The 18,953-nt window shown below is 63.6% G+C and carries 23 protein-coding genes, 1 tRNA gene and 1 riboswitch; of the genes, 14 read left to right on the top strand and 10 right to left on the bottom strand.

Annotation, left to right across the window (positions count from 1 at the left end):
• Positions 1–53: 53 nt before the first annotated feature.
• The gene (locus JMY28_RS07975; protein WP_201695371.1) at positions 54–401 is read right to left on the bottom strand and encodes a DUF3579 domain-containing protein; all 348 of its coding nucleotides are present in this window, start codon (positions 399–401) and stop codon (positions 54–56) included.
• A 637-nt stretch (positions 402–1,038) separates the two neighbouring features.
• Here JMY28_RS07975 and argF point away from each other — a divergent pair.
• Entirely contained in the window at positions 1,039–1,968 is a 930-nt protein-coding gene (gene argF / locus JMY28_RS07970; RefSeq protein ID WP_201695370.1) for an ornithine carbamoyltransferase, read from the top strand.
• A 72-nt stretch (positions 1,969–2,040) separates the two neighbouring features.
• On the opposite strand, the gene JMY28_RS07965 is transcribed toward argF, so the two are convergent.
• Positions 2,041–2,856 carry an IclR family transcriptional regulator gene (locus JMY28_RS07965; protein WP_201695369.1) on the bottom strand — a complete coding sequence of 272 codons (816 nt, stop codon included), beginning with the start codon at positions 2,854–2,856 and terminating at the stop codon, positions 2,041–2,043.
• A gap of 112 nt (positions 2,857–2,968) precedes the next feature.
• Here JMY28_RS07965 and JMY28_RS07960 point away from each other — a divergent pair, with 112 nt between their 5' ends.
• Positions 2,969–4,159 (top strand): acyl-CoA dehydrogenase, encoded by a 1,191-nt coding sequence (locus JMY28_RS07960; protein ID WP_201695368.1) that lies wholly within the window; start codon positions 2,969–2,971, stop codon positions 4,157–4,159.
• 90 nt (positions 4,160–4,249) lie between these two features.
• Here JMY28_RS07960 and JMY28_RS07955 read toward each other — a convergent pair whose 3' ends face one another.
• Positions 4,250–4,888, bottom strand: a complete 639-nt coding sequence (locus tag JMY28_RS07955; protein ID WP_201695367.1) for a peroxiredoxin — start codon at positions 4,886–4,888, stop codon at positions 4,250–4,252.
• Positions 4,889–5,255: 367 nt separating this feature from the next.
• On the opposite strand from JMY28_RS07955, the gene JMY28_RS07950 reads away from it, so the two are divergent.
• The 3 genes from JMY28_RS07950 to JMY28_RS07940 all read left to right on the top strand — a co-directional run bounded on the left by JMY28_RS07950 (position 5,256) and on the right by JMY28_RS07940 (position 6,618).
• Positions 5,256–5,558 carry a DUF883 family protein gene (locus JMY28_RS07950; RefSeq protein WP_007584918.1) on the top strand — a complete coding sequence of 101 codons (303 nt, stop codon included), beginning with the start codon at positions 5,256–5,258 and terminating at the stop codon, positions 5,556–5,558.
• A gap of 184 nt (positions 5,559–5,742) precedes the next feature.
• Positions 5,743–6,129 carry a phage holin family protein gene (locus JMY28_RS07945; protein ID WP_069262800.1) on the top strand — a complete coding sequence of 129 codons (387 nt, stop codon included), beginning with the start codon at positions 5,743–5,745 and terminating at the stop codon, positions 6,127–6,129.
• Positions 6,130–6,144: 15 nt separating this feature from the next.
• Positions 6,145–6,618: a DUF3318 domain-containing protein gene (locus tag JMY28_RS07940; protein ID WP_201695366.1), complete on the top strand. Its 474-nt coding sequence runs from the start codon at positions 6,145–6,147 to the stop codon at positions 6,616–6,618.
• A 29-nt stretch (positions 6,619–6,647) separates the two neighbouring features.
• Here the strand turns inward: JMY28_RS07940 and JMY28_RS07935 are convergent, their stop codons facing one another.
• From JMY28_RS07935 to glyA, 7 genes are all read right to left on the bottom strand, one after another.
• Entirely contained in the window at positions 6,648–7,079 is a 432-nt protein-coding gene (locus JMY28_RS07935; protein ID WP_236596755.1) for a type IV pilin protein, read from the bottom strand.
• 20 nt (positions 7,080–7,099) lie between these two features.
• The gene (locus JMY28_RS07930; protein WP_236596754.1) at positions 7,100–7,618 is read right to left on the bottom strand and encodes a pilus assembly PilX family protein; all 519 of its coding nucleotides are present in this window, start codon (positions 7,616–7,618) and stop codon (positions 7,100–7,102) included.
• Between the two features lie 14 nt (positions 7,619–7,632).
• Positions 7,633–8,430 carry a PilW family protein gene (locus JMY28_RS07925; protein WP_201695363.1) on the bottom strand — a complete coding sequence of 266 codons (798 nt, stop codon included), beginning with the start codon at positions 8,428–8,430 and terminating at the stop codon, positions 7,633–7,635.
• The gene (locus JMY28_RS07920; protein ID WP_201695362.1) at positions 8,427–8,855 is read right to left on the bottom strand and encodes a hypothetical protein; all 429 of its coding nucleotides are present in this window, start codon (positions 8,853–8,855) and stop codon (positions 8,427–8,429) included. Before JMY28_RS07920 ends, JMY28_RS07925 begins: the two co-directional genes overlap by 4 nt.
• Positions 8,852–9,388: a GspH/FimT family pseudopilin gene (locus tag JMY28_RS07915; RefSeq protein WP_201695361.1), complete on the bottom strand. Its 537-nt coding sequence runs from the start codon at positions 9,386–9,388 to the stop codon at positions 8,852–8,854. The genes JMY28_RS07920 and JMY28_RS07915 overlap by 4 nt, the downstream gene beginning before the upstream one ends.
• 157 nt (positions 9,389–9,545) lie before the next feature.
• The gene (gene nrdR / locus JMY28_RS07910) at positions 9,546–10,028 is read right to left on the bottom strand and encodes a transcriptional regulator NrdR (RefSeq protein ID WP_201695360.1); all 483 of its coding nucleotides are present in this window, start codon (positions 10,026–10,028) and stop codon (positions 9,546–9,548) included.
• Between the two features lie 15 nt (positions 10,029–10,043).
• The gene (gene glyA, locus JMY28_RS07905) at positions 10,044–11,291 is read right to left on the bottom strand and encodes a serine hydroxymethyltransferase (protein ID WP_201695359.1); all 1,248 of its coding nucleotides are present in this window, start codon (positions 11,289–11,291) and stop codon (positions 10,044–10,046) included.
• Positions 11,292–11,451: 160 nt separating this feature from the next.
• Positions 11,452–11,589, bottom strand: a riboswitch (ZMP/ZTP riboswitch).
• Between the two features lie 209 nt (positions 11,590–11,798).
• Between glyA and ydfG the strand changes: the two genes are divergently transcribed.
• The 9 genes from ydfG to JMY28_RS07860 all read left to right on the top strand — a co-directional run bounded on the left by ydfG (position 11,799) and on the right by JMY28_RS07860 (position 18,383).
• Positions 11,799–12,545, top strand: coding sequence for a bifunctional NADP-dependent 3-hydroxy acid dehydrogenase/3-hydroxypropionate dehydrogenase YdfG (gene ydfG, locus JMY28_RS07900; RefSeq protein ID WP_201695358.1), 747 nt, complete (start codon positions 11,799–11,801; stop codon positions 12,543–12,545).
• A 68-nt stretch (positions 12,546–12,613) separates the two neighbouring features.
• Entirely contained in the window at positions 12,614–13,108 is a 495-nt protein-coding gene (ybgC, locus tag JMY28_RS07895; RefSeq protein WP_201695357.1) for a tol-pal system-associated acyl-CoA thioesterase, read from the top strand.
• 154 nt (positions 13,109–13,262) lie between these two features.
• Complete coding sequence (tolQ, locus tag JMY28_RS07890) at positions 13,263–13,940, top strand: protein TolQ (RefSeq protein WP_028205324.1); 678 nt, start codon at positions 13,263–13,265, stop codon at positions 13,938–13,940.
• An 18-nt stretch (positions 13,941–13,958) separates the two neighbouring features.
• The gene (tolR, locus tag JMY28_RS07885; RefSeq protein WP_201695356.1) at positions 13,959–14,405 is read left to right on the top strand and encodes a protein TolR; all 447 of its coding nucleotides are present in this window, start codon (positions 13,959–13,961) and stop codon (positions 14,403–14,405) included.
• Entirely contained in the window at positions 14,402–15,403 is a 1,002-nt protein-coding gene (tolA, locus tag JMY28_RS07880) for a cell envelope integrity protein TolA (RefSeq protein ID WP_201695355.1), read from the top strand. Before tolR ends, tolA begins: the two co-directional genes overlap by 4 nt.
• Before the next feature lie 137 nt (positions 15,404–15,540).
• Positions 15,541–16,833: a Tol-Pal system beta propeller repeat protein TolB gene (gene tolB, locus JMY28_RS07875; RefSeq protein ID WP_201695354.1), complete on the top strand. Its 1,293-nt coding sequence runs from the start codon at positions 15,541–15,543 to the stop codon at positions 16,831–16,833.
• 18 nt (positions 16,834–16,851) lie between these two features.
• Positions 16,852–17,358, top strand: a complete 507-nt coding sequence (pal, locus tag JMY28_RS07870) for a peptidoglycan-associated lipoprotein Pal (RefSeq protein WP_042266217.1) — start codon at positions 16,852–16,854, stop codon at positions 17,356–17,358.
• A 23-nt stretch (positions 17,359–17,381) separates the two neighbouring features.
• Positions 17,382–18,131, top strand: a complete 750-nt coding sequence (gene ybgF, locus JMY28_RS07865; protein WP_201695353.1) for a tol-pal system protein YbgF — start codon at positions 17,382–17,384, stop codon at positions 18,129–18,131.
• A gap of 176 nt (positions 18,132–18,307) precedes the next feature.
• Positions 18,308–18,383: transfer RNA gene (locus JMY28_RS07860), tRNA-Lys, on the top strand.
• The last annotated feature ends 570 nt before the right edge of the window (positions 18,384–18,953 follow it).

Below are 18,953 nucleotides of genomic sequence, written 5' to 3'. Positions count from 1 at the left end.
CGGGCACAAAAAAACCCGCCGAAGCGGTTCCGTTCGTTGCCGCGACTGCGCCGTTAGCGCACGCCGGCTTGCTGCGTCGCGTGATCGTGCGGCAACTCGCACGCCTCGGTCACGAGGAGGTCATTGTCCTTCGCGAAGTTCATCACGAAATTGAAGGCCATCGGCTCGATGTCCTTCAAACGCGAGTCCAGCACAACGACCTTGAGATCGCCGATCATCGTCGGGCGCACATAGAGCGAGTAGCGCAGATAGGCGTTCGGGCCGCGAGCATTCGCCGATGCCTTCGGACCGAAGCTCGACATCACGCCTGCCAGACGCTCCGACCAGTCGCTCGGACGAAACTTCTTCCCCGCGCTGGTGATGCCTTGAATGAAGTATTCGGTTGGAGCGTCGTCGGCCATGCAGGAGTACCTGTGTGTGTAGCTGCTGGGTGCGTTTGCAGCATGTAACGGCGGCACGAGCGCTGCGCCCGCGCGTGGGTCCGCGCTGGTACCGCGGAACGCCGGCCGCGGGGATCGCCCGCCGCCACGCGCATGGACAGTCCGACGGATAGGGAACGGCTGCCGCGCACCCCGCCTGGCGTCCAGTCTCGAAAATCGCCGCCACCGCGGGTCACAAGTGAAGTCTCGCAACGGGATCGACGGGACGATTTCACGGCGCACTGCCAGTCGGCGCGCAGGCCGCTCCCGCGGGCTTGCCTGTCGTTGCCGCGTGGTGTTGCCACCTTGCGCCACACACGTTCAGAGCCCGTTTGTCGTGCCTAAGAAATCTCTGAGATTATAGCGCACCGACCGTTTTGACGCAGTGCACACAAGGCACTTGAAAGGCTAAATCCAGGCCCTCGCGATGCTCGCGAAGCAGCCACGAAAGCCATCCCGAAATCGCCGCCCACCCCACGCCAGCGCACCCCGCCCAAATTTTGGGCAACTCGTCAAAGTGTGCAAAATCCTTTATGCTGCTTTGACTTACCACCAACCGCAGCGGCGTCGCCGGCCCAATCCTGCAGTTCGAGGCCGGATCGGGCGCCGCTTTTGTTTCATGACCTCCCGGACCATACGCCATTACCTGCAGTTCAAGGATTTCTCCCTTGACGAATATGAATATGTGCTGGAGCGCGCGCGCATCCTGAAGCGCAAGTTCAAGAACTACGAGACCTATCACCCGCTGCACGACCGCACGCTGGCGATGATCTTCGAGAAGAGTTCCACGCGCACGCGCCTCTCGTTCGAAGCGGGTATTTTCCAGCTGGGCGGCCACGCCGTGTTCATGAACACGCGCGACACGCAGCTCGGCCGCGGCGAGCCGATCGAAGATTCGGCGCAGGTCATCTCGCGCATGGTCGACATCATCATGATCCGCACGTTCGGCCAGGACATCCTCAAGCGCTTTGCCGAAAGCTCGCGCGTGCCGGTCATCAACGGTCTCACGAACGAGTACCACCCCTGCCAGGTGCTGGCCGACATCTTCACGTATTACGAGCATCGCGGCCTGATCCGCGGCAAGACCGTGGCGTGGGTCGGCGACGCCAACAACATGCTCTACACGTGGATCGAAGCCGCGCAGATCCTCGGCTTCAAGCTGCATATATCCACGCCGCCGGGTTATCCGCTCGATCCGGCGTTGGTCGCGCCGGAAAGCAGGCCGTTCTATGAAGTGTTCGAGGACCCGCATGACGCCTGCGACGGCGCTGACCTCGTGACCACCGACGTCTGGACCAGCATGGGCTTCGAGGCCGAGAACGAAGCGCGCAAGACGGCGTTCGCGGACTGGTGCGTGGACACGCCGATGATGGCCCGAGCCAACGCCGACGCGCTCTTCATGCACTGCTTGCCCGCGCACCGTGGCGAGGAAGTGAGCGGCGAGGTGATCGACGGCCCGCAGAGCGTGGTTTGGGACGAGGCGGAAAACCGTCTGCACGTCCAGAAGGCGCTAATGGAGTTCCTGCTGCTCGGGCGCTTGAACCACTGAGCCTGTGCCGTAAGCCATCATGAAAAAGCCGACCCCAAGGTCGGCTTTTTTGCGCCCGCTGCGGCTTGCGCGTCAGACCGTTTCGCCAAGACGCCGCGCCAGCGACTTCAGGAGCGGCGCCACGCGCTCGCGAAACACCTCGGGCCCCATCGACGAAGCCGGCCCGCTGCAGCTGAGCACGAGCCAGCGACGGTCGCGAGGCTCGCGAAACGGCACCGCCACGGCGTTGACGTCTTCGTGCCAATCGCGAAACGAGTAACAGCACCCCTCCTTGCCGAATACCTCGATCTCGCGTTTCGCGGCCTTGACCAGCGCCGGCCCTTCGGTTCCCGCCGTCTTCTCCAGATCCGCGAACAACGCCATACGCACATCGATGGGCTGGACGGCGAGATACGCGCGGCCCATCGAGCTCGTGAGCATCGACAGCCGCGAGCCTGAGGCGAGGCCCAGCGTGAGCGCCGTCTCGCTGCGGATCGTCTCCAGATAGATCACGTCCAGACCGTCGCGGCAGCCCAGCGACACCGCGGCGCCCACCTCGCGCGCGAACGCGCGCATATGCGGGCGGGCGAGTTCGAGCGTGTCCGTACCCGACAGCAGCGCAAAGCCAAGTGACAGGACGCCGGCGTCGAGCGCATATTTGCCAAGCGATTCGTCAAAACGCAGATAGCCGAGCACGGTGAGTGTGTACGCAAGCCGGTTCACGGTCGCCTTCGGCAAGCCCGTGCGCTCAACGAAGTCGCTGTTGCCGAGCAGCGTCTCGCCTGGGCGGAACGCCCGCAGCAGGTCGAGCCCGCGGGCGAGCGCCACGACGAATTTGCGCTCGTCGATCGGGCCCTCAGCCAGCGAGGAAGAAAAAGAAGAAGTTGGAGTCGTTCCGGATGCAGACATGGGCGCCCTGGTGCTACACTAAAGCCAATTTGCAAAACATTGTTCCGCATAGCGGAACTCAAGTCAAGCGCAAATTCGCCCATCTAAAGGATTTGAGGAAAGGAGAGACACCATGGCCGCACACGCCCAGTTCCATTGGGAAGACCCGCTTCTGCTCGACCAGCAGCTCACCGAAGAGGAGCGCATGGTGCGCGACGCCGCCGCCGCGTACGCCCAGGACAAGCTTGCGCCGCGCGTGCTGGAAGCGTTCCGCCACGAGAAGACGGACGCCTCGATCTTCCGCGAGATGGGCGAAGTCGGCCTGCTCGGCCCGACGATTCCCGAGCAATATGGCGGCCCCGGCCTCAACTACGTGGCCTATGGTCTGATCGCGCGCGAAGTGGAGCGCGTCGACTCGGGCTATCGCTCGATGATGTCGGTGCAGTCTTCGCTCGTGATGGTGCCCATCTTCGAGTTCGGCTCGGAAGCGCAAAAGCAGAAATACCTGCCCAAGCTCGCCAGCGGCGAGTGGATTGGCTGCTTCGGCCTCACGGAGCCGAACCACGGCTCGGACCCGGGCAGCATGGTCACGCGCGCGAAGAAGGTGAACGGCGGCTACTCGCTCTCGGGCGCGAAGATGTGGATCACGAACTCGCCGATCGCCGACGTGTTCGTCGTCTGGGCGAAGCTCGAGGAAGACGGCAAGGACGATATTCGCGGGTTCATCCTGGAGAAAGGCTGGAAGGGTCTCTCGGCGCCTGCGATCCACGGCAAGGTGGGCCTGCGCGCCTCGATCACCGGCGAAATCGTGCTCGACGAAGTGTTCGTGCCGGAAGAGAACCTCATGCCGGGCGTGAAGGGCCTGCGCGGTCCGTTCACCTGCCTGAATTCGGCGCGCTATGGCATCGCCTGGGGCGCGCTCGGCGCTGCGGAATCGTGCTGGCACACGGCGCGCCAGTACGTGCTCGACCGCAAGCAGTTCGGCCGCCCGCTCGCGGCGAACCAGCTGATCCAGAAGAAACTCGCCGACATGCAAACGGAAATCACGCTGGGCCTGCAGGGTTGCCTGCGCCTCGGCCGCATGAAGGACGAAGGCACCGCGGCGGTCGAAATCACGTCGATCATGAAACGCAATTCGTGCGGCAAGTCGCTCGATATCGCGCGGCTCGCCCGCGACATGCTCGGCGGTAATGGCATCTCCGACGAATTCGGCGTGGCGCGTCACCTCGTGAACCTCGAAGTGGTGAACACGTACGAAGGCACGCACGATATTCACGCGCTGATCCTCGGCCGCGCACAGACGGGTATCCAGGCGTTCTTCTGACCGCCGCCCCGCTCTGCATCGCCCGCTCATAAAAAAGCGCCGCACGATTTGTTTCGTGCGGCGTTTTTGTTCTGACGTTGGCCGAACGGCTTACTTGTTCGGCTGCGGCGTCATGCGCAGATACGGACGCAGCGCCTTGTAGCCCTTCGGGAATTTCTGCTTGATGACTTCTTCGTCCTTCAGCGACGGGACGATCACGACGTCGTCGCCCTGCTTCCAGTTGCCGGGCGTCGCGACCTGATAGTTGTCGGTGAGCTGCAGCGAGTCGATCACACGCAGCACTTCGTCGAAGTTGCGGCCCGTACTCGCCGGATAGGTGATGATGAGGCGCACCTTCTTGTTCGGGTCGATCACGAAGAGCGAGCGGACCGTGAGCGTCTCGTTCGCGTTCGGATGGATCATGTCGTACAGGGTGGACACCTTGCGGTCGCCGTCCGCGAGAATCGGGAAACCGACGCTCGCCGCCTGCGTCTCGTTGATGTCCTTGATCCACTCGTTGTGCGATTCGGCGGTATCGACCGAAAGCGCGATCGTCTTCACGTTGCGCTTCTCGAATTCGTCCTTGAGCTTGGCGGTCAGGCCAAGCTCGGTCGTGCAGACCGGTGTGAAGTCGGCCGGGTGCGAAAACAGCACGCCCCAGCTACTGCCGAGCCACTCGTGAAACTCGATGCGGCCAATGCTCGAATCCTGCTCGAAGTCGGGTGCGATATCGCCAAGACGTAGACTCATGGTGCGGTTCCTTTGAACGAGGTGAACGGAGTTTGATCGAAACGGCGCGCGCGGCCCGTTGATCCAGTGGACGTTTACAACAGTCAAGCATACAGGCCCTGGTTGCGCACCGCGAACGAACATCGGCTCACACCGGTATGAGTTTTTGTAATTTTGAACCGGATGAGGGAAACTTTAGGTGCCCGATCAAATCAATGACTCTCACCGCGCGCTTCTTTTCTTTGACGCGCGGAATCCAAAACCCCGTCCATCCGCGTTTGCGGGAACGGATCGTGCGAATTCTGAGGTCGTGGCGGCGCGTCACGCTTGCCAGCGCCCGTATCTTTGTTACGATTCACGCGTGATGTGACACGATGGGAGCCAGTCAATGTCAGAAGTCAACAAGGAGAGGCTGATGTCCGATATCAAAACCGTCCTCGCGGATGCAGAGGATCTGCTCAAGCAAGCTGCGAGCGCTACGGGCGAGCGCGCTTCGGAATTGCGCGAAACGGCACTCTCGCGTCTGAAGCAGGCAAAAGAAAAGGCCGCCGACGTCCAGGTGGTCGTGGTCGAGAAAGGCAAGAAAGCGGCGCGCGCCACCGACGACTACGTCCACGAGCATCCGTGGGCGTCGATCGGCATCGCCGCCGGCGTGGGAGTGCTGGTCGGTCTGCTGATCAACCGCAAGTAAAGCGGCGCTCCCCGAGCCACGCGGGCGGTCTCCGGGCCGCTCGCGCGGCGCGGTCGAACAGCCCGTTGGCACTGGCGCGCGCCGCCGCGCCGCTTGGTCTCGCCGGGCGATCTCGTCCGCTGTATTTTCTTGCGTTTTTTCTTGCGCGTTGCCCGGGCACACGCCTGCGCCGCCTGCCATCGCCATGACGACAGACACTCACTCGCAGCGACACGAACACGGACCGTTGCGCCGACTGCTCGGCTCCGCGTCCGCGATGCTACAGACGCGGCTAGAACTGATCGGCATCGAACTCGCCGAGGAGAAGGACCGTCTCATCGGCGTGCTCTTCCTTGGCCTCGCGGGGATGATGTTCGCGATGCTTGCGCTGATCGCGCTCACGGCGCTCGTTGCCATCGCCTTCTGGGACACGTACCGCTGGGAGGCGCTCGCCGGTCTCACGGTCGTCTATGCGATCGCGGCGATTTTCTGCGGCCTGAAGGCGCGCCGCGGCCTGCACACCGCGCCACTCGTGTTCCAGGCAACGCTCGAGGAATTCGAGAAAGACCGAGATGCCCTGCGCAACCCCTAGCCGCGAGCCGACGCCATGAACCAATCCCGACCGGACACCGCTTTTCGCCCTCGCCGCGGTCGTGCTCACGACCTCTCGACGCCACAACTGCGCGTACTGCGTAAGGAACTACTGCTCGTGCGTGCGAGCGTCGAGCGCGCTGAAATGGCCGAAGCGCTCGTGGACATCCGCTCGACGGTCACGAACTTCAGCTGGCTGCGCTTCGTGGTGCCCGGATTCGGTCGCTCTGGCTCCGGCGGCGGCGTGGCTTCCGGCCTCGGTAACCTGCTCAAGGAATATCCGCTGGTCAGTTCGCTCGTCTCGCTCATCGTGGCGAAACCGCTGCGCACAAGCATCGTCTCGGTTGCACGCCCCATCATCAAGTGGGGCGGCCTCGCCTTTACGGCGTGGGAGGCGTATCGCGTGTGGCAGCAGGTGCGGCGCCAGCGCGGCGCCTCCCCGAATCCGCCCGCCCGCGCCAGGTCCGACGAAGACGACCTCACAGGCTGATCGCCGACCGTTTCGCAGTTTGTGGACGTTCACCGGTCCCTCCAGCACGTTTGGATAGCTGCCGCGACAGCGCCGCCGCCTGAGGCGTGGTTGCTACGTGCGCCGGTTGCGTCGAGCACGAAAGCGCCGCAAGGGTCGCCACGCATCGGCCCGGTTTCCACAGGATCGGCCGCGATGGCATAGCCGCCGTTGGACTCGTCGGCGGGCATCAGGCGCAAGCGGTAAATGGGCGTTCCCGTCGGCGGCGCCTGGTCGAATCCCGCGGGCAAAGACGCCAACGACGCGCTCTGCGTATCGACGAGTTGCGCCGCTCGATAGAGCGCGGCGACAGCGTCGGTGCGATGTCCCCGCGCGATCTGCGCGCTCCATCCCGGCAACGCGAAGGCCGCGACGATAGCCGCCACCGCCAGCGCAATGACCAGCTCGAGCAGTGTGAACGCGTTGTGGCGGTTGCTCTTCACCTTTCCTCCCGCTTGCTTCATCAAAACGGCCTCGCGACGACGTGACGCCAGTGATGCTCGACGCGCGTCGCGTCACCCGCGGCTTCGATGACCAACTGGTTCTGCAGCCAGCTTTGTGTGTCTTCCGATGCGCCAAACCCTCGCGCCGTGACGAGATACGCGCGAGCCAGCGGACGGCTCTCGATGCGCCAGGCTTCGACAAAGCATTGCGGTGCGCGCACGGCTCCAGGCCACGCGGCAACGGGCACGATGGCCTGCCGCTCGAAGCTGTCTTGCCGCCGCCAGGCTTGCGGCTCGCCTGGCTGCGCCGCGGGCGCAGGCGCGCCCAGCGAGCCATTCGTCAGCGCACGCGAGCACGACACGAGCGCGGCGTCGGCGGCATGGAAGGACTGCAGATGATCGGCGACGGCATCTGCGTTGCGCCGCGTTAGCAGCGCTGCCTCGAACCACGCCGCCGAGGTCACGAGCATCATCGCAACGATGAGCAGCACGACCGGCAGCGCGACGCCGCGACAAGCGGCGCATGGCCGATGCTTCACACGAAGGCGCGTTCTCACGACGCGACCGAAAGACCGTCACGCAGCACGATGTGCCGCCAGAACGCTTGTCGCGCACGCCCATCCGTGCCGACCGCCTGCACGCCATCGCAATCGACGTAGCGTATGCGTCGGGAAAGGGGCGCCCCGCGCACCAGCACGCACAGATCGACCGCGACGACCGCAGCCCACTGATCGCGTGCGAGCGCCGAAGCCTCGACCGCCTGGGCCGCGCCCGCCGTCCAGTAGCGCACACGCAAACGCTCGACGCCCTCGACGAGCGGCTGCGCCGTGCCGACCTTGCCGGAGCCCTCGCAGTAAAGCTCGGTCTCCCCGGTCGAACCGCTCACCTTGGCGTGATAGCGGTTCACGATTTCGACGCCCGCCGCGCCAACCGCCTGCCCGAGGCAGTCGGTGACCTGGCCGTTCGCGGCGGGCCACGTCGATACACCGTCGCCTTGATAGCGCACAGCCAGCCCATCGGAGCGGCTCGACAGCGACTCGCAGGCAAGCGCTGCATCGGCGCCGGTCGGGCGCCCGGACACGCAGCCGAATATCGCAGTGCCGGCAAGCGGCGAGCGCGCGTCCGCGGCAACAAAGCCGGCCATCTGGATCTGCTCGCCGATCAGCATCAACGCATTCATGCCGGCTTCGTGGATACGCGCGGCGTCGCTCGCCTGCGCGTAGGCCTGGCGCTGAGTACGGTAGGCCGAGAGCGCGCCAAGCGTCACCACGAGGCCGAGCGCCACGGCGATCGTCAGTTCGAGCAGTGTGTGGCCGGCATGCTGGCATGCATGCGCGAGACGCTTATTCATCGCAGAAATGCCAAGGCAACGCAGGCGCGCCCAGCGGGCGCCGTCGCGTCGATACACGGCGCGACCCGCGAGGCCGCCGCCGATCCTGACGCTGCGCCGAACGGTGTAGCCGCCCAACTCACGGACGCGATCGATGCGTCGCCGCCTGCACTCGACGTAGTCAGTTGCCCATCGGGCACGACGCTCGCCGTCAGTGCCTTCCATCGATCAGTCGTGGCGCCCGTTGCACCTGCCACGCGCGCGGCTTCGGCGATGGCGTCCGCGGCAAACGCCGCGCGCTCGCGCGCCGCTGCCAGTTGCGCTTGCCGGGCTAAGCCGAGCTGCGTGCTCATCAGACCGAGCCCGCACATCGCCATGACGCCGAGCGCGATGGCGACTTCGAGCAGCGTCGATCCGCGCAAGCTACGCTCGCTCGCCCGACTCATGACGCCCCCGTGCATGCGCCGTCGCTCACGCGTGCCCTGCCTCCCGCAGCGATGCGTATGCAGCGCCGCCAGCCCGCGCCGCGTTGTGCAACCGACGTGGTCCGCGGGGCGATCTCGAAGTTGCGCAAGCTACCAATGGTCTGCCCCGCCGGCGGCGAAAACGTGATGGCGGTGAGCCCCGAAGCCACGGTGATTGAGTCGAGCGCCGGCTGGACGCGCAAAGGGATATACGCGCCTGCGCGCTCGATCATGACGGCCCAGCCGCAGGACCAGTCCGCAGTACCTGACGGACACGCTTTGGCGGCCGCAAGGCAATTGCGCGCAGCATCGACGCGGCAAACGGTAATGCGCGCCTTGCGCCGTATTGCCTCGTTTCGCGCGTAGGCGAGCGTGCCGAGCATTGCGTTGGCGCGCGCGTCGACCTGATCGCGCACGCGCCACGCGGTGAAAACGGGCGTGGAAACCGTTACGCAGATCGCCAGCAAGACGATGACGACCATCGTCTCAATGAGCGTGAATCCTCCGTGCTTCATCAGCAATCCTTAGTTTGTGCGGATTGCCATCAATCTACGGACGAACAAGAAACGAAACAATTAGCCGAACGGCTAGCTGGTGCGCGCAGCGTCGGCTCGCGAGAATGCAAGCGTTACGACAGCGGCAATGCGGGAGGGAAGAAAAATGCGAATGCGCTCAGCGCTTTTTCGTGGGGTTGTTGGCAGCACCCGCACGGCGGAATTCCTCGATCACGTCTTCGAATTCGGAGACGTCCTCAAAGCGCCGGTACACCGAAGCAAACCGTACGAACGCGACCTTGTCGAGTTCGCGCAATTCGCCCATGACGAGCTCGCCAAGGCGCTCGCTGCGCACTTCGCGCTCGCCGCTGCCGAGCAATTGATACTCGATACGGGCAACTGCCGCGTCGATCGCATCGGCCGCAACCGGGCGCTTGCGCAGCGCCAGTTGCATGCTCGCTGCGATCTTGCGGCGGTCGAATTCCGTGCGGCTGCCGTCCTTCTTGACGATGGCCGGCATCGCCAGCTCGACCCGCTCGTACGTCGTGAAACGCTTGTCGCAGGCCGGGCAGCGGCGGCGGCGCCGGATCGCGGCGCCGTCTTCGGACACGCGCGAATCGACGACCTGCGTGTCTTCGTGCCGGCAAAAGGGGCAGCGCATGGGCTATCGCGTGGCTTAGCGGTAAACCGGGAAGCGCTTCGTCAGCTCGGCGACCTGCGCCTTAACACGCTCGATCGTGGCGGCGTCTTCCGGATTGTCGAGCACGTCGGCAATCAGGTTGCCCACCTGCTCGGCTTCCTTCACGCCAAAGCCGCGCGTCGTCATGGCCGGCGATCCAAGGCGGATACCGCTCGTCACGAACGGCTTTTCCGGGTCGTTCGGGATCGCGTTCTTGTTCACCGTGATGTGCGCCGCGCCCAGCACGGCTTCAGCAGCCTTGCCGGTGATGTTCTTCGCGCGCAGGTCCACCAGCATCACGTGGCTTTCCGTGCGGCCCGAAACGATGCGCAGACCGCGTTTGACCAGCGTTTCCGCCAGCACGCGAGCGTTCTCGACCACGTGCTGTTGGTAGGTCTTGAATTCCGGCGAGAGCGCTTCCTTGAACGCCACGGCCTTACCGGCGATCACGTGCATGAGCGGACCGCCCTGAATGCCCGGGAAAATGGCCGAGTTGATCTGCTTCTCGAACTCCGCCTTCATCAGGATCACGCCGCCGCGCGGGCCGCGCAGGCTCTTGTGGGTGGTCGTGGTGACGAAGTCGGCGTGCGGAACCGGGTTCGGGTAGACGCCCGCGGCGATCAGGCCCGCGTAATGCGCCATGTCTACCATGAAGTACGCACCGACCGCCTTGGCAACCTTGGCGATGCGCTCGAAGTCGATACGCAGCGCGAATGCCGACGCGCCAGCGATGATCAACTTCGGCTTCGTTTCGTGTGCGCGCTTTTCGAGCGCGTCGTAATCGATGTCTTCATTGGCGTCCAGGCCGTAGCTCACGACGTTGAACCACTTGCCGCTCATGTTCAGCGCCATGCCGTGCGTGAGGTGACCGCCTTCGGCGAGGCTCATGCCCATGATGGTGTCGCCCGGCTTGAGCACGGCGAAGAACACGCCCTGGTTGGCCTGCGAGCCCGAGTTCGGCTGAACGTTAGCGGCTTCGGCGCCGAACAGTTGCTTCACGCGGTCGATCGCGAGCTGCTCGACGATATCCACGTATTCGCAGCCGCCGTAATAGCGCTTACCGGGGTAGCCTTCGGCGTACTTGTTGGTGAGCTGCGAACCCTGCGCGGCCATGACCGCGGGCGAGGTGTAGTTTTCCGACGCGATGAGCTCGATGTGCTCTTCCTGGCGGCGGTTCTCGAGTTCGATCGCCTTGAAGAGTTCGGGATCGACGTTGGCGATGGTGCTTTCGGCTCTGTCAAACATACGGATTCCGTTAAGTGTGTTCAGGTTGACCGGGTCTCGCGCGGAACGCGTAGCGGGTACGCGGCGCTGCTGGCGAAGAGGCCAGCCTTGACGTGGCGGAAGGAGGTGCCGCACACGCGAGGCAGGACAGCCCCCGCAGCGCTAACGAAAGCGCGCGAAATCAGGCTGCCCAGGCGAACGGCAAAACGGCACCCTGCGCTTCACGGTGGGTCGTTCCACCTTGAGTCCTTCATAGCCGGCAGATTGCTACCTCTATTGCCGCTATTTCGGAACCCTATCGCCAGTCACGCAGGGATTGAGCGCGTTAGTTTATTGGAATGGCAGGGAATAGGCAACCGCCCGCGCCCCGTGCGGGCGGGCGCCCCGCGTCTTCTGGCGCGACGGACGGTGGCCCCGCTAATGCGGCCCACGCGGCGGCCCGCGCGCGTTCTGTCCCTTCCTTGCCGCAACGCGGCATTGGAAGTAGGCTTTCCGCTTTCCTCGCCTTCTACCGACCAGGGAGCCACCATGATCGTTTTCGTCACCGGCGCATCCGCAGGATTCGGCGCCGCCATTGCGCGGGCCTTCGTAAAGGGCGGACATCGCGTCGTCGCCACGGCCCGCCGCAAGGACCGTCTCGACGCGCTCGCCGCCGAACTCGGCGACGCCCTCCTGCCCATCGAGCTTGACGTACGCGACCGCGCTGCGGTCGAAGCCGCGCCCGGCGCGCTGCCGCCCGAGTTCGCCGGCGTCGACGTGCTGGTCAACAACGCCGGCCTTGCACTCGGCGTGGAGCCGGCACAGAAGGCCGACCTCGACGAATGGGAAACCATGATCGAGACCAACTGCACGGGCCTCGTGCAGGTCACCCACGCGTTTCTGCCCGGCATGGTCGCGCGTAACCGCGGCCACATCTTCAATCTCGGTTCAGTGGCGGGCCGCTGGCCGTATTTGGGCGGAAACGTCTACGGGGCGACCAAGGCGTTCGTGCGCCAGTTCAGCCTGAATCTGCGCGCGGACCTCGCGGGCACGGCGCTGCGCGTGACCGACATCGAGCCGGGCCTGTGCGGCGGCACCGAATTCTCGAACGTGCGCTTTCGCGGCGACGACACCAAGGCGGCCAACGTCTACAAGGACGTGCAGCCGCTCACGGCCGAGGACATCGCCGACTCGATCTACTGGATCGCCACGCGCCCCGCGCACGTCAACATCAACACGATCGAGCTGATGCCCGTTGCCCAGACATTTGCTGGCCTCAGCATCCATCGCGGCTAAAATTACCTTACAAATTTTATACTTACGTCAGTCGTACGAAAGACGTTGGGGCCGCGCGTTCCGGTAGAATGCGCGGCATGGAAAATTCCACCAGCAAGCCGGACGCGGCGTCGTCACCGGCCGGGCGCGGTTTTATGTGGCCGGTACGCGTCTACTACGAGGACACCGACGCCGGTGGCATCGTGTTTTACGCGAATTACCTGAAGTTCTTCGAACGCGCGCGCACTGAATGGCTGCGCGCGTGCAGCGTCGATCAGCGTCGGCTCGCCGAGGAAATGGGCGTGCTCTTCGTCGTGCGCAGCACCGCGCTCGACTACCGTTCGCCCGCGCGCCTCGACGATGTCGTTACGACTGTCAGCCGCGTCGAGAAGCTTGGCCGCGCCTCGGTCGACTTCGTGCAGGAAGCGTGGCGCGAGAACACGCTGCTCGCCACGGGCACCATTCGTGTCGCCTGCGTCGACAGCACAGCCATGCGCCCCGCTCCCATTCCGGCCCCCGTTCATGAAGCCTTGCAACGTGGGCCACAGAAAGACCTGTACGCCGTGTCAACGGCAGTGCAGTAATTACCGTTGATACGACGCCAGTGAACTCGCGCCGGTCAATGCAGGACCAAGCAGGGTTCGGCCGCGACGGCGCGAGAGCTTCCCAACCGCCTAAGGGAAGCCTTGCGTTGTCTTGCAGCCGCTCGCCCCTTTCGGGACGTCACAACGAACCTATATGAACACTACACAAGATCTGTCGATCATTTCTCTCGTTCTTAATGCGAGCATACTGGCACAGGCGGTGATGGGGCTTCTTCTGCTCATGTCGCTGATTTCCTGGACTTTCATCTTCCGCAAGTGGTTTGCGATCCGCCGGGCGCGGTCGCAGACCGAGCGCTTCGAGCGCGACTTCTGGTCAGGCGGCGACCTGCAGGCGCTCTATCAGAGCGCAGCCAACAACCGTCACACGATCGGCGCGCTCGAGCGTATCTTTGAGTCGGGCATGCGCGAATTCCTGAAGGCGAAAGAGAAGCGCCTGAACGATCCGAGCCTCGTGCTCGATGGCGCCCGCCGCGCGATGCGCGCCGCGTTCCAGCGCGAAATGGACGCGCTCGAGGCGAACCTCTCGTTCCTCGCCTCGGTCGGCTCGGTCAGTCCGTACATCGGTCTTTTCGGCACGGTCTGGGGGATCATGAACGCGTTCCGCGGCCTCGCGAACGTGCAACAGGCCACGCTCGCGAACGTCGCGCCCGGCATTGCCGAAGCGCTGACGGCGACCGCGATCGGTCTGTTCGCCGCCATTCCGGCGGTGGTCGCGTACAACAGCTACGCACACGACATCGACCGTCTGGCGATCCGCTTCGAAACCTTCATTGAAGAGTTTTCGAACATCCTGCAGCGTCAGGCCCACTAATCTTCAAAGGAGTCGAAGATGGCAGGCTCAATGCGTTCGAGCATGCGAGGCAGCCGCTCGCGCCGTGCGATGGCCGACATCAACGTCGTGCCGTACATCGACGTGATGCTGGTGTTGCTCGTGATCTTCATGGTGACCGCGCCGCTCGTGGCGCCGTCCATCGTCAATCTGCCGACCGTCGGCGGCGCGTCGCAGCAGCAGCAGGTGCCGCCCGTCGTGGTCAATATTCGCCCCGATGGCAATCTGAGCGTACGCTACAAGGATGACTCCGGCGCCACGCAGCAGGAAACCATGACGCGCGCCGATCTCAACGGCTTCGTCGCCGATCGCGAGCAGAGCCATCCCGACCAGCCGGTCGTGATCGCCGCCGACAAGTCCGTCAAATACGAGACGGTGATGAACGTGATGTCCGACCTGAAGTCGCATGGCGTCAAACGTGTCGGACTGCTCGTCAAATCGCAATGACCCGGAAGAACGATTCGTATCCGCTGCAGCCTCCGCGCGAGCGTGGCACGGGACGTGCTATCACCCTCGCGGTGATCATGCACGTGCTGCTCGGTCTGTTCCTCTATCACGGCATCCACTGGCAGAACAGCACGCCGGCGGGTGAAGAGGCGGAACTGTGGACCGAAGTGCCGGACCTGTCGACACCGAAGCCGTTGCCGCCGCCCGCGCCGGTCGCCCCTGCCCCGCCGCCGCCGCAAACCGAGGACGCCGACATCGCGCTGCAACAGCAAAAGCGTAAGCAGCAGGAAGCGCAGCGCGAGGCGCAACTGGCCGAGCAGCAGCGCCTGAAAGCACAACAGGAAGCGGACGCGAAACGCCAGCAGCAACTCGCGGCCCAACAGGCAGCGCAACTCGCCGCGCAGCAGAAGGCGGAAAAGCTCAAGCAGCAGCAGGACCAGCAACAAGCCGCGGCAGAGAAGCAAAAGCAGCAGCAACAGCAGCAGGACGCGCTCAAGAAGCAGCAGCAGGAAGAAGAGCAGCAGAAGCAGGCGAAGCTCGACGCGCAGAAGAAGGCCGACGCCGATAAGGCCGCCAAGGCGAAGGCTCAAGCGGACGCCACCGCGAAGAAGCTCGACGCTGAACGCCGTGCCCGCATCGCGCAAATGCAAGGCTCGATGGGCGGCGGCGAAGGCACGAGCGGCAACGGTCTCGCGAAGAGCGGCACGGGCAGCGGTTCGGGCGGCAATGCGACGTCACCGGGCTATGCAGAGAAGGTGCAGCGACGCGTGCGGCCGAACATCATCTGGTCCGGCGAGACGTCAGGACTTGAGACAGTTGTCGCGGTGCATTGCTCGCCGACTGGCACTTTGCTTTCGGCGCAGATACAGCGTAGCAGCGGCAACTCGTCGTGGGACGACGCCGCGCTACGAGCGGTCCAGCGCTCGGATCCGATGCCGCTCGATACGAACGGCAAGGCGCCGTCGAACTTTTTGATCACCTTGCGCCCGGCGGGCTAATGCCGCGCGCAAGGCACGGAAAGGTTGAGGAAAGCCGGCGCGCGACAGTGGCTGAAAAAGGAACGATTCGAACGTTTTCGGGTCAGTCTGCTGTTGCGCGTTATGACAAAATTGCTTTTTTCAGGAAATATCACAGCATGACATTGATGACGAAGCTTGGCCTGCGAACCCTCGTCGCGTCCTGCCTGATCACGGCGGGCGGCGCGGCGAACGCACAACTCAACGTCCTCGTCACCGGCGTGGGCTCCACCCAGTTTCCCATCGCCACGGCTAACTTTGCCGGTGAAGCGAATTCGCCAGAACAGGTCGCGGCCATCGTGCGCGCCGACCTGCAACGCAGCGGGAAATTCACCAACATCGACGCCGGCGGCGCACCGATCTCGGAAAACGACTCCGTCGACCTCGGCAGCTGGAAAGCCAAGGGCGCCAATGCGTTCGTTGCGGGCAGCGTGAACAAGCTCGCCAACGGCCAATACGAAGTGCGCTTCAAGCTCTACGACACCGTGAAGGGCGAAAGCCTCGGTGGCCTCGTGCTCACGAGCCCGCCAAGCGGCCTGCGCATGAGCGCGCACAAGGTTGCGGACTACATCTATCAGAAGCTGCTCGGCGACCGCGGCGTGTTCGCCACGCGTCTTTCGTACGTGATCAAGACAGGCGGCCGTTTCCAGTTGCAGGTTTCGGACTCCGATGGACAAGACGCGCACATCGCGCTCTCGAGCCCCGAGCCGATCATCTCGCCGGCGTGGTCGCCCGACGGCACCAAGGTCGCTTACGTATCTTTCGAAAAGAAGAAGCCGATCGTCTACGTGCATGACCTGCCTACGGGTCGCCGCGTGGTCATTTCGGACCAGAAGGGCAACAATTCGGCGCCGGCCTGGTCTCCCGATGGCCGCACGCTCGCGGTAGCACTGTCGCGCACGGGCAACACGCAGATCTTCGCCGTCAATGCCGACGGCTCCGGCCTGCACCGCCTCACGCAAGGCACGACAATCGACACCGAACCCAACTACTCTCCTGACGGACGCTGGATTTACTTCACGAGCGACCGCGGCGGCCAGCCTCAGATTTACAAGATGGCGGCCCAGGGCGAAAGCGCCGGAGCGGCACAGCGTGTGACGTTCACCGGCAACTACAATACGAGCCCGAAGGTCAGCCCGGACGGCAAGCAACTGGCGTACATCTCACGCACGGGCGGCGGATTTAAGCTGTACATTCAAGATCTGCAGTCCGGTGTCGCCACGGCGCTCACTGACACGACACATGACGAATCGCCCAGCTTCGCGGCGAACGGTCAGTACATTCTTTACGCCACACAGGTGAACGGCCGTGGCGTGCTGGCTGCTGTATCGACCGACGGTCGTACGCGGCAAATCCTGTCCGTTCAGGGCGGCAGCGTACGCGAGCCGTCCTGGGGTCCTTTTATGCAATAACACTTCAGGAGAGCAAAAATGATGTCGAAGAAAGTACGCCTGGCCTTGGCCGTTTTGATGATCGGTGCACTGGCAGCGTGTAAGTCGGGTGTCAAGGAAACGAACCCGAACGCCGGCGCGATGAACACCCAGCCGAACCCGAACGCGGTCGCTCAGGTGAACGTCGATGAGCTGAACAACCCGAACAGCCCGCTCGCCAAACGCAGCGTGTACTTCGATTTCGACAGCTACGCCGTCAAGGACGACTACCAGTCGCTGCTGCAAGCTCACGCACAGTACCTCAAGACGCACCCGGAACGTCACGTCCTGATCCAGGGCAACACCGACGAGCGCGGCACGAGCGAATACAACCTGGCGCTGGGTCAAAAGCGTGCTGAAGCGGTCCGACGCGCCCTCTCGCTGATGGGCGTGCCCGATTCGCAAATGGAAGCTGTCAGCCTCGGTAAGGAAAAGCCGGTCGCAACGGGCCACGACGAAGCATCGTGGGCGCAGAACCGCCGTGCTGACCTCGTGTATCAACAGTAATTGAGCATTGGATGAAGGGGCGTATGTCGCACCGTTTCTCCCCGCTGCGCGCAGCCGCAGCCGCCTGCGTGGCTGGCGTCGCCTTTGCGGCGCTGCCGGCCCACGCGGGTATCTTCGACGACGATCAGGCGCGCCAGGCGATTCTCGACCTGCGCACGAAAACGGACAGCCTGACTAATCAACTGTCCGCCGCTCAGCGCACGATTCTCGATCAGTCCAACCGACTCGACCAGCTCAACCAGCAGGTCGCCACGTTGCGCGGACAGAACGAGGACATGGCGAACCAGTTGGCGACCCTGCAGAAGCAACAGAAGGACTACTACACGGATCTCGACACGCGACTCAAGAAGTTCGAGCCGCAGCAGGAGACCGTGGACGGCATGCAAGGCACGGTTCAGCCGGGTGAGATGGACGCGTTCAACGCCGCTTCGCAGCAGTTCCGCAACGGCGACTTCAAGAACGCGGCGGCATCGTTCCGTAGCTTCATCGCGAAGTTCCCGCAGAGTCCTTACCAGCCGACCGCACAGTACTGGCTCGGCAATGCGCTCTATGCGCTGAAGGACTACAAGGGGTCGACCGCGACGTGGCAGAACGTCGTCAACAAATACCCGCAGCATCCGCGCGCCCCCGAAGCGCTGCTGGCCATTGCGAACAATCAGATCGAGCAGGGGCAAAAGGCTGCGGCCAAGCGCACGCTCGAGCAGGTCGTTTCGCAGTACGGCAACTCGGATGTCGCCCAGACGGCGCAGAGCAAGCTTTCACAGCTCAAGTAAGCGCTGCTGGCTGGTTTTGGCGTGATGTGGCGCTGGCGTATTGCCGGTCCCGCGAAACGCGCCTCTCGCGTACAGGGAAAGCCCGGGGCACGGCGTGCCTCGGGCTACTCCATCGGTTTTATGGCGGCAATGGTTGACGCTTAGGCCATGCGCCGCTATAATCCCGCTTCTCTTTTGGGTCGTTAGCTCAGCTGGTAGAGCAGCGGACTTTTAATCCGTTGGTCACAGGTTCGAATCCCGTACGGCCTACCAAAGAATCAAACGAAAAGCCCAGTCTCCGGACTGGGCTTTTTGCTTTCTACGCCCATGTAGACACTCCGTCGACAAATTTGGGCACCGCTGCCCACAACCTCCAAGCGGCTTTGCCAATCGTCAGGCGCATCATCGACGCTGGCGGCAGGTGCGCGCATCAGCACTACCGCCGCTTCTTCGCGTTCGTTCGCGTACAGGGCTATCGCCTCTGACTTCGGCAAGCACATCTTCGCGAACAAGGTTGAGGCGGCCAGGATCGATTGCGTGGTCCCGTCGCAGACTTGCGGGGATTACCCGGCGCTAGCCAAAAGCCGGGATCTGCACCTACTGCTGATGCGGCGCTATACCCAAGCCCGTTGACCGCAGCCGGTCAGACCTCACCCATCCACTTGCGCGCGCACTTGTCTTGGGATTTATATATATAACCGATGTATATTTTCCGTACTCGTAATAGACGTTTAACCTCTCCTTAGGGAGCACAAAAACCCCGGCCATTTTACATTTCTCATCCGGCGCGGAGTAAAACTGCAAGCGCCCCTTCCCAATAACCTGTCGCTCGGAATCATCGCC

Source organism: Paraburkholderia hiiakae (genome assembly GCF_904848665.1).
GTDB classification, from domain to species: Bacteria; Pseudomonadota; Gammaproteobacteria; order Burkholderiales; family Burkholderiaceae; genus Paraburkholderia; species Paraburkholderia hiiakae.
This window is presented reverse-complemented; position numbering and strand designations above follow the sequence as displayed.

Coding starts and splice junctions, on each gene's coding strand:
- JMY28_RS07975 (WP_201695371.1), bottom strand. CDS start 401: ATGGCCGACGACGCTCCAACCGAATACTTCATTCAAGGCATCACCAGC.
- argF (WP_201695370.1), top strand. CDS start 1,039: ATGACCTCCCGGACCATACGCCATTACCTGCAGTTCAAGGATTTCTCC.
- JMY28_RS07965 (WP_201695369.1), bottom strand. CDS start 2,856: ATGTCTGCATCCGGAACGACTCCAACTTCTTCTTTTTCTTCCTCGCTG.
- JMY28_RS07960 (WP_201695368.1), top strand. CDS start 2,969: ATGGCCGCACACGCCCAGTTCCATTGGGAAGACCCGCTTCTGCTCGAC.
- JMY28_RS07955 (WP_201695367.1), bottom strand. CDS start 4,888: ATGAGTCTACGTCTTGGCGATATCGCACCCGACTTCGAGCAGGATTCG.
- JMY28_RS07950 (WP_007584918.1), top strand. CDS start 5,256: ATGTCAGAAGTCAACAAGGAGAGGCTGATGTCCGATATCAAAACCGTC.
- JMY28_RS07945 (WP_069262800.1), top strand. CDS start 5,743: ATGACGACAGACACTCACTCGCAGCGACACGAACACGGACCGTTGCGC.
- JMY28_RS07940 (WP_201695366.1), top strand. CDS start 6,145: ATGAACCAATCCCGACCGGACACCGCTTTTCGCCCTCGCCGCGGTCGT.
- JMY28_RS07925 (WP_201695363.1), bottom strand. CDS start 8,430: ATGAATAAGCGTCTCGCGCATGCATGCCAGCATGCCGGCCACACACTG.
- JMY28_RS07920 (WP_201695362.1), bottom strand. CDS start 8,855: ATGAGTCGGGCGAGCGAGCGTAGCTTGCGCGGATCGACGCTGCTCGAA.
- JMY28_RS07915 (WP_201695361.1), bottom strand. CDS start 9,388: ATGAAGCACGGAGGATTCACGCTCATTGAGACGATGGTCGTCATCGTC.
- nrdR (WP_201695360.1), bottom strand. CDS start 10,028: ATGCGCTGCCCCTTTTGCCGGCACGAAGACACGCAGGTCGTCGATTCG.
- glyA (WP_201695359.1), bottom strand. CDS start 11,291: ATGTTTGACAGAGCCGAAAGCACCATCGCCAACGTCGATCCCGAACTC.
- ydfG (WP_201695358.1), top strand. CDS start 11,799: ATGATCGTTTTCGTCACCGGCGCATCCGCAGGATTCGGCGCCGCCATT.
- ybgC (WP_201695357.1), top strand. CDS start 12,614: ATGCGCGGCATGGAAAATTCCACCAGCAAGCCGGACGCGGCGTCGTCA.
- tolQ (WP_028205324.1), top strand. CDS start 13,263: ATGAACACTACACAAGATCTGTCGATCATTTCTCTCGTTCTTAATGCG.
- tolR (WP_201695356.1), top strand. CDS start 13,959: ATGGCAGGCTCAATGCGTTCGAGCATGCGAGGCAGCCGCTCGCGCCGT.
- tolA (WP_201695355.1), top strand. CDS start 14,402: ATGACCCGGAAGAACGATTCGTATCCGCTGCAGCCTCCGCGCGAGCGT.
- tolB (WP_201695354.1), top strand. CDS start 15,541: ATGACATTGATGACGAAGCTTGGCCTGCGAACCCTCGTCGCGTCCTGC.
- pal (WP_042266217.1), top strand. CDS start 16,852: ATGATGTCGAAGAAAGTACGCCTGGCCTTGGCCGTTTTGATGATCGGT.
- ybgF (WP_201695353.1), top strand. CDS start 17,382: ATGTCGCACCGTTTCTCCCCGCTGCGCGCAGCCGCAGCCGCCTGCGTG.